Source organism: Streptomyces sp. 3211.6 (assembly GCF_003634815.1).
Classification (GTDB): Bacteria; Actinomycetota; Actinomycetes; order Streptomycetales; family Streptomycetaceae; genus Streptomyces; species Streptomyces katrae_A.
In genome coordinates this window covers 3,896,015-3,908,172 of record NZ_RBXC01000001.1, presented here as the reverse complement: position 1 = coordinate 3,908,172, position 12,158 = coordinate 3,896,015, and the positions used below count along the sequence as shown (strand labels likewise).

Here is a 12,158-nt window from a genome sequence, read left to right as displayed (position 1 = left end):
TCTCTCTGCGGGGTACGGATATCCCTCTCTGATCACGCTGACACGCACAGCGACGGTCTGCATCACGTCGACGGCGAAGCGAGGCCCGGTCGACGTCGACGCCGGCATCACACGGCGGCTCCGGGGCGGTGATCCTGCAGGGAACCGTGGTCATCCCGGAGACGGGCGGCGTGGCCTTCGCCCCCACCGTGCACGACACGCCGTCAAAGCGGATTCTCTCGATCCGACCGTGTCAATCTGCTCGCCTGTGCATGGTTTTCGAGCGGAGGTAAGCGTCCCGTGGGCGTCACGGTCAATCCCACCGTCAGCAGGCGCCGGCTGGGGGCGGAGCTCCGCAGGCTCCGGGAGAGCAGCGGCATGACGACACAGCAGGTGGCGGAGCAACTGCTGATCTCCCAGCCCAAGATCAGTCTGCTGGAGAACGGCCGCCGCCTCGTCAAGCCGCGCGATGTGCGCGATCTCTGCCGCCTGTACGGAGTCCAGGACCAGCGGAGTGTGGACCGACTGCTGCGGCTGGCCCGGGAATCGGGTCAGCAGGGTTGGTGGAACGCCTACGGCGACATCCCCTACGGCCCCTACATCGGCCTGGAGGCCGAGGCGGCCGCCATCCGGCTCTACGAGCCGCTGGTGATCCCCGGCCTGCTGCAGACCCCCGCCTATGCCCGGGCGGTCATCGCAGGAACGATCCCTCATGCCACGGCCGAACAGGCCGCCGCACGCCTCCAGGTGCGACTGCGGCGCCAGGACCGGCTTGGCGCCCCCTGCGACCCACTGCGCTTATGGGCCGTACTGGACGAATCCGCACTACGGCGCGTCGTAGGCAGCCGTGAGGTCATGCGCGAGCAGCTGGACCATCTGAACCGCCTCGGTGGCCGGCCGCACATCACCGTGCAGGTCCTCCCCCACGCTGTAGGCGCGCACCCGGGTGTCTTGGGGCAGTTCTCGCTGCTCGAGTTCTCCGACGCCACCGATGTGAGTGTGGTGTATCTGGAACGGTTCACCAGCGACCTGTATCTGGAGAAACCTTCCGACGTGCTGCTCTACAGGGAGATGTATGCGCACTTGCAGGCCCAGGCACTGAGTCCGGACGGTACCCGGCGTCTCATCGACGAAGCCGTCAAGGCGTACGCCGGCCCGGAACCTCCCGCTCTTCGCCGACCGGAACCATGACGCCGTCGGCCAGTGCGCCGGTGAACCCGGACGCTCGTCGCGTGAGCACGCGATGACGACGACGGTGACGTCGATGACGCGAGTGCCGTGGGCGGAGCTGATCACTCGCGAGCGCGCCGGGCTCCTGGACGAGGTGTCCAGGAGCCCGGCGGCCGAACGGCGAACGGGACGTCCTACGTGCTGGATTGGGCTTCGGCCCCTGCCGCCGATGCGTACCCGGCCGTCGGTGACGGGAGGGTGGAACACGCGCCGGTCCCCCGAGTGGCCGGGACCGAAGGGTCAGGGGCGTGAGGACGCCACGTCCGCGACGGGGCTAGCCCTGTCGAGGTGTCGTACCTCGCCGGATTCTCTTCCTGGCGAAGCGGAGCGTGCCTCCGACGAATGCCAGCACTGCCGCAGAGGCGGCCATGATGCCGGTCCCGTCGGTTGAGCCGGCCGCCGTAGGCTGCTGGCCGGTGGCGGCGCTCACGGGGGCGAAGTTGACCTTTTTGGCCGCCTGGCCGGGACCACCGTCGGGGTGGTTCGGCATGACGTCGGCCCACGGTGGTTTGCCCTCGTCGCGGCCGTCCTGACCGTCCTCGCCCTTGTCGTGGTCGTGGTTGCCGTCGTGGCCCTGGTCGTGGTCGTGGTCCTGGTCGGGGCCGCCGTCGTGGCCGCCGTCGTGGCCGCCGTCGTGGTCGTGGCCGTGGTCGTGGTGGCCCTTCTCGCCCTTGTCACCGCGAGGCCCCTTGGGTCCTGCGGGCCCGGTGGGTCCGGTCGGTCCGACAGGTCCTGCAGGCCCTGCAGGACCGGTGGGTCCGGGGGCACCGGGGCTGCCCGTGGGTCCGGGGCTGCCGGTGGGTCCGGGGGAGCCCGTGGGTCCGGGAGCACCGGGGCTGCCGGTGGGTCCGGGGGAGCCGGTGGGTCCGGGGGAGCCCGTGGGTCCGGGGGAGCCCGTGGGTCCGGCAGCGCCGGGGGAGCCGGTGGGTCCGGGGGAGCCGGTGGGTCCGGGGGAGCCGGTGGGTCCGGGGGAGCCCGTGGGTCCGGGAGCGCCGGGGGAGCCGGTGGGTCCGGGGGAGCCGGTGGGTCCGGGGGAGCCGGTGGGTCCGGGGGAGCCCGTGGGTCCGGGAGCGCCGGGGGAGCCGGTGGGTCCGGGGGAGCCGGTGGGTCCGGGGGAGCCCGTGGGTCCGGGAGCGCCGGGGGAGCCGGTGGGTCCGGGGGAGCCCGTGGGTCCGGGAGCACCGGGGGAGCCGGTGGGTCCGGGGGAGCCGGTGGGTCCGGGGGAGCCGGTGGGTCCGGGGGAGCCCGTGGGTCCGGGAGCGCCGGTCGGGCCGGTGGCGCCGGTCGGGCCGGTGGCGCCGGTCGGGCCGGTCGGGCCGGGGCTGCCGGTGGGGCCGGGAGGTCCGGGTGGGCCAACGGCGCAGTCCGGCCTCGTAATGGTGTTGTTGTCCATCGTGACCGCGCCATTACGCGCCAGGGCGCGGCCTTCGATCACGGCGCTGTTGTTCAGCGTGATGGATTCCAGGGCCAGGATGTTGCCCTTGAACTGGGTGGTCGTGTCGATGGTGGCGGAACTGCCCACCTGCCAGAACACGTTGCAGGGACTTGCTCCGTTGATCAAGCTGACGACACTTGCCGGAGCCGTGGTCAGGGTCGAGGGGATCCGGAAGATGAAGACGGAGTTGGGGTCGTTCTGGCCGTCGAGCGTGACCGTCCCGGTGAGCTGAATGAACGACGGGGCCGTATAGACGCCGGGTGCCAGCGTCAGTCCGCCGATTTCGGCCGAAGCGAGCACGGTTCCGGGCCCCCGGCCCGCCGCGTCGTCGTAGGCGACGACGAGGTCGGACTTCGCCTGACCGGCGGCGGCGTTGGGGAATACGCGCTTGACCCCGTTGATGATGCCGGGGGGGAAGCCGGTCACCGATGTGCCCGGGTAAAGCCCCAGGTCGCCATTGATGACGGTGGGGTTCGTGTTGGTGATCGTCGAACCGGCCAGGACCGCGTAACTGGTGGCGGTCCCCAGTCCCACGGTGGATTCCGCGGCGTGGGCGACGTTCGGGACCAGGACGGCCGATGCCAGGAGCGCTGCGGGGAGCAGGGCAAAGGCTCCCTGTCTGAGCAGACTGCGATAAGGGCTTGTGTCGGGTGGATCCGACCGGATGACATCCAACGCCATAGCAGGACCTTTCTTGTTGCTTCGATGCCTGGTCCTCCGGAAGGAGGATCCCGAGAGCCCGCGACGATGACTGCTCAGGGCTGCACGTTCCTGCCTGCTCCGGCGCCGCCGGGCTCGCCCTGGGCGAGGAGGAGGCGACTCCCCGCCGGAGGTGATGATGCACCGTCACCCCACATGACTCACGCATATTTCGCAGCAATAGCTAATAAACCGGAAAAAAGGGACTATACGAGTGACACCCCGCCAGAGAAGCCCATGGGTTGCCCGCGCTGCGATCCGGGGGCTGTGCGCCATCGTTCTGTTCGCCGGCTCCCTGCCGGCCGTGCGGTAGCGGCTCGCGTGCTTGCGGCCGCAAGAGCCCATGGCTCTGAGAATGTTGACGTGGGCGGGCACAAGACCGAGAGCGTGTACCGCGTGTCGCCTTCGTCGACTGGGAGAGAAGTATGACCATCAAGGACATCGGGCCGGAACCGCACAGCTTCGACCTTGAGGAGGCGACGCTCGAGAACACGGACTACCGCGTGGTCGCCTGGTCCGGGAAGTACCTTCAGCTGACCCTGATGTCGATCCCGGTGGGTGAGGACATCGGCTTGGAGGCGCACCCGGAGACCGACCAGTTCCTCCGGCTCGACGCAGGCCGGGGCCGCGTCCAGATGGGCAGCACGAAGGACCGGCTCGACTACGACCGGGAGGTCGAGGACGGCTGGGCGGTCTTCGTACCCGCAGGCACGTGGCACAACGTCACCAATATCGGTGACGAGCCCCTCCGGCTCTACGCCGTCTACGCGCCGGTCCACCACGCGTCGGGCAAGGTCCAGGCCACGGCCGCCGACGCGGAGCGCGACGAGGAGTCGGGCAACGACGAGCCGCCGAGCTGGTCGGTCCAGCCTGCCCGGCAGCCTTCGGACGAGCACGCCTGACCGGCGGGGGCCCACCGCGACACCGCGCGGGCCGGCCCCGACGGCACCACCGAGGCCGCCTCACGCACCCGGCAGCCGCAGCCGTCACCCCGCGGCGGGGGGTTCGGCTGCCTGGGTTGCCTGGCTGGTGCGGCGGTATTCGGCGTTGATGCGCTGGGCTTCCGCGAGCTGGTCCTCGAGGATGATGATGCGGCAGGCGGCTTCGATGGGGGTGCCCTGGTCGACGAGCTCCCGGGCGCGGGCCGCGATGCGCAGCTGGTAGCGGGAGTAGCGCCGGTGTCCGCCCTCGGAGCGCAGCGGGGTGATGAGGCGGGCTTCGCCGATGGCACGGAGGAAGCCCTGCGTGGTGCCGAGCATGGCGGCGGCCCGGCCCATCGTGTAGGCGGGGTAGTCGTCGTCGTCGAGACGATCGCCGAACGATTCGCGTGCTGTCATCTGCACCTCTCTCTGGAACGCGTGGAGGGGCCCTGGTGCCGTACGGCACCAGGGCCCCGAAGGAACTGCTTCACCATCTGCCGACCCTAGTACCGCGTCGGCCTTCTGTTGCCGCGGACCTGGCCTGTACTCGGCCGGGGGCGCGGGGATCGCGGTTGCTTGACCGGAGACCACCTCACTATCGATGTCCTGCGGTACCCGGGTTCGGTCTTTCGCCCCGGGCGATCCTGATGGCGGTCAACTCCTCCGTTCTTCCCTCTGAACCGATGTCGTACCAAGCGGGGGACTGCGTACTGCCTACTACTGCTACTGCTGCTACTGCGTGTACTGATGCCCGGTAGTTCGTCCCTCCGGGCCTTGCTCGATCTCTCGGCTACGAGAGAAACCATAGCCACCCCATCACCGAATGTCTACTTCGGCCGCCATAGATTTTCGTGTGTTCGACGAGGAGGTAATCGGATTCGAACGCGGCCTGATCGGTGTGTGGGCCTCGGCGGGCCATAGAATCGGCTCCCATGTCGAAGCCTGACGAGCTGCTCGTGAACGTCGCTGCCCTGGTGGAGTCCGGGCAGAGCAACCAGATGTCCCTGACCGTGGTCACCGGCGGTGCTGTGATCACCGGCCGGCTGGCTCCCGAAGCCGTGTGGCGGCAGCGGGTGTCGGAGGTGCTGGCGGATTCGGACCGGCTGGGGGAGTTCTCCGGCGTCTTCACCGCCGCCACGCGCAAGGAGGGGCCGCCCACGCACCTGCACTTCCATGTGGCACGGATCCTGCAGGGAACCATGGGCATCCCGGAGACGGGTGGCATGTACCGCGTAGCGATCGAGGACGTCACCGCCTGGACCGTGGGCGACTTCAGCTACTCCGACCACTGATCCACCCCTACGACCAGAACCTGCCGGCAGGGGTGAGCACCCGGTCCGCCCGGGCGCTCACCCCTGCCGTCGGGGTTTCCTAGACCGATTTCGCGGCGGTCCGGATCGTGTCGAGGACGGAAGTCCACCCCGGCAACGGCCGGGGCGCACCTCCGGTAACCCGACCGGGCTCCCGAGCCGCGCCCGTCGCCGTCCTGACCCGGGACTACGTTGAAGAGCGGACGCCCGGAACCGCTCCCGCAATCGGCCTCAGGGCGAGGACGATCAGCAGGGCGAACGCGATGAGGGCGGTGAGCGTGCGCAGGTTGTTGAAGAGTTCCCAGCGCCGCAGGATCTCCGCGTGATCGGCCGGGGCCGAGGTGACCGCCCATTCCTTGATCCGGCCGTTGATCGGCACGTTGCCGAGCCGGGTTATCAGGAAGGACCCGAGCGTCAGAAGACCTGCAGAACCCGCGATCAGCCGGGCGCGGCCGCGTGTCAGGGCCGCGAGAGCGAGGGAGCTCAGCGTCGACGCGGCCATCGCCGTCTGCATGGTGATGCCGTTCATCTTCATCAACTCGGCGTGGAACGACAGCCGCATGTCGAGCGGTACGGCGTTGAAGGTGGGGACGAGGTTGGCCGCGCCGTAGCCGAACGCGCCGGCGAGGAGGCCGGTGGCGAGCAGGGCGAGCCCCTGGACGAGTCGGATGGCCGCCGGCTCCCGGCGTTCGGCTGCGATCGCGGCTTGGATGTCCGCCGCTGGTCTCCGGTGTGTCAAGTTCCCCATGACCTCAAGGCTTTCGGCAGCCCCGCCATAAGTCCAAGACTTTGTACATCTCGCAACTAGAACGATCAGTTATGGACCTCCGGCAGCCCGAAAGGCAACTCGGGCTCCGTCCAGGGCCCCCCTCGGAAGAGGTCGAGGTGCTCGTGGAGGAAGGTTTCGAGGGCCCGGGGCGGCCGGCCGAGTATGCGGGTGACGGTGTCGTTGGGCTCTTCGGGGTGGGTGGTGGCCATGTGCTGGATCTCGACGATGTGGGAGGCCAGCCAGCCGGGCATGCGGGCTGTGCCGGTGAGGTGGCGGTGCAGGTCCGTGCCCGGCAGGTCGACGTACTGGACGTCGCGTTCCAGCAGGCTGCCGAGCAGGTCGGCGAGCTGGGGGTGGCTGTAGGTCCGGTCGCCGGTGAGGGTGTACGTGTGCCCGGCGATTTCGGGGCGGGTCAGCGCGGCTGCCGCCACGTCGGCGATGTCGCGGCAGTCGATGTAGTTGCAGGCCGCGTCCGCCATGGCGCCGTGGATGACGCCGCCCGCAGCGACCCCGGGTGCGAGGAGGAGCAGTTTCTGCATGAACGCGTAAGGGCGCAGGACGGTGCAGGTGGGCCCCGAGCTCCGGAGGGCCACCTCGATGGTGTGGTGTCCGCGGGCGATGGCTACGGGAGAGTCGGGACCGGCGCCGGGGGCGGAGAGTTTGACGATGTGCCCGATGCCGCTCTCGGCGGCTGCCGCGATCACATCGGTCTCCAGGGCGACCTGGGCGGGGCTGTTGGCCATGGTGAGGAAGAGCTGGGTCGCGCCGGTGAACGCGGCCCGCAGGGACGCGGGGGCAGCGGCGTCGGCGGCCAGGACTTCGGTCTGCGAGAGGGTGGTGCTGTCGAGTCGGGTGCGCAGCCGGCCGGGGTTGCGGCTCAGTGCCCGCGTGGGTATCCCGAGTTCGGTCAGGCGGTGCAGGAGGGCGCTTCCGGTCGCTCCGGTGGCGCCCATGACGACGATCATTCCGTGTCCTTCCTTTGGGGCCCGCGTGCGCATCAGGCACGGCCCCACCGATGTGGCGGATGCGGTGAAGGAGTTCAGTGGGTGACGCGGGGGACGGGGGTGGCCCCGCGCCAGCGCCAGGTGGTGATGGCGGCGGCGAGTGCCGCGGACAGCGGCAGGTCCAGGGGGAGGCGTCCGGGCCACGGCGTGCCGGACAGGAACGGCGCCGGCCATACGGCCAGGCCCTTGAGGGCGAGGTGCGCGGCCCCTGCCGCGACGGCCGCCGCCACCAGCCCTGCCCCTGCCGCCAGTACGGCCTTCGGCAGGGAGGCGGCCCAGCGGGGACGGATGCCGGAATGCTGGAGCCGGGCGCCGGTGAGGGCGGCGACGAGCGCCGAGGTGCCCGCGATGGTGGTGAGCGCGGCGACGGCCAGGTCCTGCTGCCCCGAGACGAGTCCCCCGGCGCCGGCGGTCAGAGCGGGAGCGGCGTAGGCCACCAGTACTTCGCGCCACAGGGTGAAGCGCGGCGGGGTGCGTTCCTCGGCGGTCGGGATGCTTCTTCGTCTACCCACGATGGCCTCTCGCTTGGCTGTTGCTTGGATCACTAATAATTAGGCACCTAACTACATGGGCATGCGATGCTGCGCATCCTTTGAACTCCTTGAACTCCTTGAGTTCCTTGAACCTGTGGGGCTTTGGGCGGCGCGGGCTACTGGTCGGTCAGTGCGCCGATGCCCCGCGTGACCCGGGAGAGCAGGTCGAGGAAGACGGTCCGCTCCTCGACGCTCAGGTCGGCCACCATGGCCTGAAGGCGGCGGAAGTGGTCGGGGGCCAGGTCGCGCAGCTTCCGTGCGCCGCGAGCGGTGAGGACGACCACCGAGGCGCGCCCGTCCTGCGCGGACGGACGCCGAAGAACCAGTCCGTCCTTCTCCAGGGAGTCGATGAGCCCGCTGACCGTCGCGCGGGAGACGCCGAGGCTGGCGGCCAGGAGCGAGGGCGACTTCTCGCCCTCGCTGTCCTCCAGGTCCGCGAGAAGGCGGTAGCGGCCGGTGGACAGCCCGAACCGGGAGAAATGAACCTCGCTCGCCTGGCCGAGCCGGGCCCCCGCGGCCATCAGGCGCACCGCGACCAGTACGGCCTGCGGGTCGGAGTCGAGGCCGTAGCGCCGGATCTGGCGCCTGGCCTGATCCAGCGTCGGGGCCTCCTCGGCCGGGGCCTTCTGTGCGTCCATGTAGATAATATGGAGCCTAACTAACTGGGGTGTCAAGCGTGTTGGCTGCTCGGCGCCTGCCGCGTGGCAGGGCCGGGAGTGGCCGGTGGCGGGGGGCCAGGACAACGGAGCCTCCCGACCCCTGCGTGATCCAGTGCACATTGCCAGGAGCGATGACCTCGCCCCTTGCCGTCGGTCATACGAGCGACACCAAGACAAGGAAGGCCTCGACATGACCCACTCGCTCACCGCACCCCGCGACGCTGTCTCCGCCGAGCCCACGCCGCGACCGGCCGCGCGGTGGGCGGTGGCCGGCGGCATGGTGGCGGGCCCGCTGTTCCTGGGTGCCGGACTCGCTCAGGGCTTCGCGCGGGAAGGCTTCGACTTCACCCGGAACGCCATCAGCCAGCTCGCAGTCGGGGAATCGGGCTGGATCCAGACGGTGAACTTCGTGCTCACGGGAGCGCTGTTGATGGCCGGTGCGACGGGACTGCGGCGCATGCTGCGCGGCACACCGGGTGGGACCTGGGGCCCGGCCCTGGTCGGCGTCTTCGCCGTCTCCTTCTGGGCCGCCGCGGTCTTCCCCGCCGACGCCGGCGCGGGCTTCCCCGCCGGCGCGCCCGAGACGACCGTGATGAGCGGGCACGGCGCCGTCCACATGTTCGGCGGCATGGTCGGTTACCTCACCCTGTGCGCCGCGTTCGTCGTCCTGGCCCGTCCGCTCGCCGTCCGGGGCCTGCGGGGCTGGGCCGTGGCTTCCCGCGTCATGCCGGTGGTCGTCCTCGCGGGGTTCATGGCCTCGGCCGCCTCCGTGCTGGCTTTCACCGCCGGCGCCGGTCTCGGCCTTCTGTGGCTGGCGGCGGTCACGGCCCGTCTGGCCGCCACCCCGGCCGAACGGCGCGCCAACGACCTCGTCGCTCACACCCTCGCCGAGGACAGCGGCAAGTGAGCAGGCCGGAACACCGAGGCCGGCGTCCTCGCCCAGGCGGTCCGGCAGGTTGAAGAGAGGGAAGAGGTACGCGGTGTCGCGGAAGGCGGTGATGCTGACGATGCGGTCGCCGGAGAACTCGACGACCTGCAGCGCCCAGGGCTCGTAGCCGGTTCCGTCCGGACGGAGGCGGTACTGGCCGAAGGCGGGGGAGCCGTTCGCCACGACGGGCAGCAGACGGGACCCACGGCAGCCGACGGCCGGACCGGTGAGCCACGCCTGGATGTCGGAGATCCCGCGCATCCACTTCGCGTACGGCGGCAGGCACAGGGTGGCGTCGACGTGGAGCAGCATGTTCAGCTCGTCCATGTCGTAGCGGGAGAACGCCGTGGCATACCGCGCGGCCAGTACCTGGCGGACGCCGTCGGACACCCCGCCGGCCTCCCCACGCCGGGCGGCCAGCGTGGCGCGGGCCCGCTGCAGGGCGCTGTTGACGGAGGCGACGGTCGATCCGTGCAGGTCGGCGACCTCGCGGGCGGAGAAGCCCAGAACGTCGCGGAGGATGAGCGTTGCCCGCTGCTTGGGCGGCAGGTGCTGGAGCGCGGCGACGAAGGCCAGGTGCACCGACTCGCCGGCCGCCACCGCGTCCCCCGGGTCACCGCCCGGACAGGGCTCGATCCACAGGGCCCCCTCCGCCGGAGCCCCCGGCGGTGTGGCGCCGTCGGCCGGGCTTGAGAGGTCCATCGGCAGAGCCCGCCGTTTGCCTGTGGCGAGCGCGTCCAGGCACACGTTGGTGGCAATGCGGTACACCCACGACCGCAGGGACGACCGTCCCTCGAACCGCTCGACGTTCCGCCATGCGCGGAGCAGGGTCTCCTGCACCGCGTCCTCCGCCTCGGAGAACGAGCCGAGCATGCGATAGCAGTAGCCGTTCAGCTCCCCCCGGAACTCTTCGAGCCGCTCCGCCACAGCCCCACCGCCACCCACGGCACATCCCCCTTCGTTCCCGTCCCTGACGGCCTCACCTTAGGCGGAGGCCCGTCATCAGGCAGGCCGGCGACTGACGCCGGACCGGCCGGAGTCGGGGCACGAGTGCGGACGGCCGGCCGCGACCCCGACACAGCCCACCGCACGGGCGCGACCCCGCCCGGTCCGTGTCCCGACCGCGGAGACGACACCGCGGGGTCGGCGCGCGGCGACGTGTGACCGTGCCCGGTGGGCGATCTGGCGGACCGCGGCCGGGGTCTTGTCGACGGCCTCCGCGATCTCGTCGTACCCGAGGCCGAACACCTCGCGCAGTACGAACACCGCCCGCTCGGTCGGCGCGAGCGTCTCCATGACCAGCGTCATCGCCATCGACATGCTGTCGGCCAGTTCTACGTCCTCGGCTACGTCCGGCACGGTGAGCAGCGGCGCGTTGCTCCCGCACCGCGTCGAGATCGACGCCCGCCCAGCGCAGCCAGGTTTCCCGGAGCACATCCTCCGCGTCGGCCGCCGAGCCGAGTATCTCGTAGGCGATGGTGAAGAGCGGGTTGCGGTGGGTGACGAACGCCTCGGGGGCGGGGTCGGGACGGGAGACGCCCTGTGACGCGCGCCACGTCGAAGGGGTGTCACAGGATTCGGCCCGCCGGCATCTCATGTCCGACCAGTCACACCGACAGGAGGCCGACATGAAGGTTGTAGTGGTGGGCGCCGGATACGCGGGCCTGCTCGCGGCGAACCGGCTCGCCAAGAAGGTGAAGGCCGCCGAGATCGCGGTGATCAACCCGCGCCCCCACTTCGTGGAGCGGGTACGGCTGCACCAGCAGGTTGCGGGGACCGCCGTCGCCGCGGCTCCCCTCACTTCGATGCTGTGCGACGGGATCACCTCGCGGGTGGCTGCCGTCGACAAGATCGGCGACGGCAGCGTCGCGCTCGACGACGGCACGAGCCTCGACTTCGACTACGCGTTCCTCGCCGTGGGCAGCACGGTGCAGCCGATGCCGGGATCGGTCCCGGTGGGCACCTGGGAGGGGGCAGAACAGGCGCGCGCGGCGCTCGCCGCACTTCCCGCGGGCAACACGGTCACGGTGATCGGGGGCGGCGCGACGGGTATCGAGACAGCGGCCGAGGTGGCCGAGGCGCGGCCCGACTTGCGGGTGCGGATCGTCGGTTCGGCGGTCGCCGGGGGCTTCTCACACCGGGCGTACCAGAGGGTCCGGTCCGGACTGGTACGGCTGAAGGTCGATGTCGTGGACGACGGCGTCACCGAGGTCGTCGGCGGCATCGTGCACCTTCGGTCGGGAGCGGCGTTCGCCTCCGACCTCACCCTGTGGGCGATCGTGTCGGGCGTCCCCGACCTTGCGGCACGCAGTGGTCTCAAGGTCGACTCGGAAGGCCGTGCGCTCGTGGACGAGTACCTGCGCAGCGTCGACGACGAACGGATCTTCGTCGTGGGCGACTGCGCGGCAGTACCCGGAGCCCGATTCGCCTGCGCGCTCGCCACGCCGCAGGCCGCTCACGCGGCCAACACCCTGGCCCGCCTGAGCGAGGGCCGCAAGCCCGAGCCGTACGCCCTTCGTTACGTCGCTCGGGCGGTCACGCTCGGACGAAAGAACGCGGTGGGCCAGTTCACCCGCCCCGACGACACCCTCCGGCGGGCCTACGTCACCGGGCGCACCGCGGTCGTGATCAAGGAGCTGGCGTCCCGCGGCGGGAAGTACGGCGCCCGCACGGGCACCGGCGCCTGAACACA

Annotated in this window: 11 protein-coding genes and 2 pseudogenes; 5 read left to right on the top strand and 8 right to left on the bottom strand. The window is 70.7% G+C overall.

What is annotated here, in order from left to right:
- The first annotated feature begins 279 nt into the window (after window positions 1-279).
- Window positions 280-1,170 (top strand): helix-turn-helix transcriptional regulator, encoded by an 891-nt coding sequence (locus BX286_RS17940; RefSeq protein WP_079428372.1) that lies wholly within the window; start codon window positions 280-282, stop codon window positions 1,168-1,170.
- A 313-nt stretch (window positions 1,171-1,483) separates the two neighbouring features.
- On the opposite strand, the gene BX286_RS17935 is transcribed toward BX286_RS17940, so the two are convergent.
- A complete protein-coding gene (locus BX286_RS17935; protein ID WP_261993458.1) occupies window positions 1,484-3,178 on the bottom strand; it encodes an ice-binding family protein in 1,695 nt (564 codons plus the stop codon).
- 590 nt (window positions 3,179-3,768) lie between these two features.
- On the opposite strand from BX286_RS17935, the gene BX286_RS17930 reads away from it, so the two are divergent.
- Entirely contained in the window at window positions 3,769-4,245 is a 477-nt protein-coding gene (locus BX286_RS17930) for a cupin domain-containing protein (RefSeq protein ID WP_100863369.1), read from the top strand.
- A gap of 84 nt (window positions 4,246-4,329) precedes the next feature.
- Here the strand turns inward: BX286_RS17930 and BX286_RS17925 are convergent, their stop codons facing one another.
- Window positions 4,330-4,680, bottom strand: a complete 351-nt coding sequence (locus BX286_RS17925; protein ID WP_079428366.1) for a MerR family transcriptional regulator — start codon at window positions 4,678-4,680, stop codon at window positions 4,330-4,332.
- Between the two features lie 515 nt (window positions 4,681-5,195).
- Here BX286_RS17925 and BX286_RS17920 point away from each other — a divergent pair.
- On the top strand, window positions 5,196-5,555 hold the full coding sequence (locus BX286_RS17920) for a hypothetical protein (protein ID WP_079428364.1): 360 nt from the start codon (window positions 5,196-5,198) through the stop codon (window positions 5,553-5,555).
- Window positions 5,556-5,760: 205 nt separating this feature from the next.
- On the opposite strand, the gene BX286_RS17915 is transcribed toward BX286_RS17920, so the two are convergent.
- The 4 genes from BX286_RS17915 to BX286_RS17900 form a co-directional block, all read right to left on the bottom strand.
- Entirely contained in the window at window positions 5,761-6,321 is a 561-nt protein-coding gene (locus BX286_RS17915; protein WP_121015487.1) for a DUF1772 domain-containing protein, read from the bottom strand.
- A gap of 65 nt (window positions 6,322-6,386) precedes the next feature.
- Window positions 6,387-7,307: an NmrA family NAD(P)-binding protein gene (locus BX286_RS17910; protein ID WP_121015485.1), complete on the bottom strand. Its 921-nt coding sequence runs from the start codon at window positions 7,305-7,307 to the stop codon at window positions 6,387-6,389.
- A 74-nt stretch (window positions 7,308-7,381) separates the two neighbouring features.
- Window positions 7,382-7,858 carry a hypothetical protein gene (locus BX286_RS17905; protein WP_100863372.1) on the bottom strand — a complete coding sequence of 159 codons (477 nt, stop codon included), beginning with the start codon at window positions 7,856-7,858 and terminating at the stop codon, window positions 7,382-7,384.
- A 137-nt stretch (window positions 7,859-7,995) separates the two neighbouring features.
- Complete coding sequence (locus tag BX286_RS17900; protein WP_121015483.1) at window positions 7,996-8,517, bottom strand: MarR family winged helix-turn-helix transcriptional regulator; 522 nt, start codon at window positions 8,515-8,517, stop codon at window positions 7,996-7,998.
- Between the two features lie 211 nt (window positions 8,518-8,728).
- Here BX286_RS17900 and BX286_RS17895 point away from each other — a divergent pair, with 211 nt between their 5' ends.
- Window positions 8,729-9,445, top strand: a complete 717-nt coding sequence (locus tag BX286_RS17895; protein ID WP_121015481.1) for a DUF998 domain-containing protein — start codon at window positions 8,729-8,731, stop codon at window positions 9,443-9,445.
- Between the two features lie 6 nt (window positions 9,446-9,451).
- Here the strand turns inward: BX286_RS17895 and BX286_RS17890 are convergent.
- Together BX286_RS17890 and BX286_RS17885 are read right to left on the bottom strand one after the other, a co-directional pair.
- Window positions 9,452-10,393: pseudogene (locus tag BX286_RS17890) on the bottom strand (sigma-70 family RNA polymerase sigma factor); the annotation flags it as partial.
- 183 nt (window positions 10,394-10,576) lie between these two features.
- Window positions 10,577-11,063, bottom strand: a pseudogene (locus BX286_RS17885) (sigma factor-like helix-turn-helix DNA-binding protein); the annotation flags it as partial.
- Window positions 11,064-11,094: 31 nt separating this feature from the next.
- On the opposite strand from BX286_RS17885, the gene BX286_RS17880 reads away from it, so the two are divergent.
- On the top strand, window positions 11,095-12,153 hold the full coding sequence (locus BX286_RS17880; RefSeq protein WP_100863375.1) for an NAD(P)/FAD-dependent oxidoreductase: 1,059 nt from the start codon (window positions 11,095-11,097) through the stop codon (window positions 12,151-12,153).
- The last annotated feature ends 5 nt before the right edge of the window (window positions 12,154-12,158 follow it).

What these genes read in the sequence shown, in the direction of transcription:
- BX286_RS17920 (WP_079428364.1), top strand. Translation starts at nt 5,196, where the DNA reads ATGTCGAAGCCTGACGAGCTGCTCGTGAACGTCGCTGCCCTGGTGGAG.
- BX286_RS17930 (WP_100863369.1), top strand. Translation starts at nt 3,769, where the DNA reads ATGACCATCAAGGACATCGGGCCGGAACCGCACAGCTTCGACCTTGAG.
- BX286_RS17895 (WP_121015481.1), top strand. Translation starts at nt 8,729, where the DNA reads ATGACCCACTCGCTCACCGCACCCCGCGACGCTGTCTCCGCCGAGCCC.
- BX286_RS17915 (WP_121015487.1), bottom strand. Translation starts at nt 6,321, where the DNA reads ATGGGGAACTTGACACACCGGAGACCAGCGGCGGACATCCAAGCCGCG.
- BX286_RS17925 (WP_079428366.1), bottom strand. Translation starts at nt 4,680, where the DNA reads ATGACAGCACGCGAATCGTTCGGCGATCGTCTCGACGACGACGACTAC.
- BX286_RS17880 (WP_100863375.1), top strand. Translation starts at nt 11,095, where the DNA reads ATGAAGGTTGTAGTGGTGGGCGCCGGATACGCGGGCCTGCTCGCGGCG.
- BX286_RS17910 (WP_121015485.1), bottom strand. Translation starts at nt 7,307, where the DNA reads ATGATCGTCGTCATGGGCGCCACCGGAGCGACCGGAAGCGCCCTCCTG.
- BX286_RS17900 (WP_121015483.1), bottom strand. Translation starts at nt 8,517, where the DNA reads ATGGACGCACAGAAGGCCCCGGCCGAGGAGGCCCCGACGCTGGATCAG.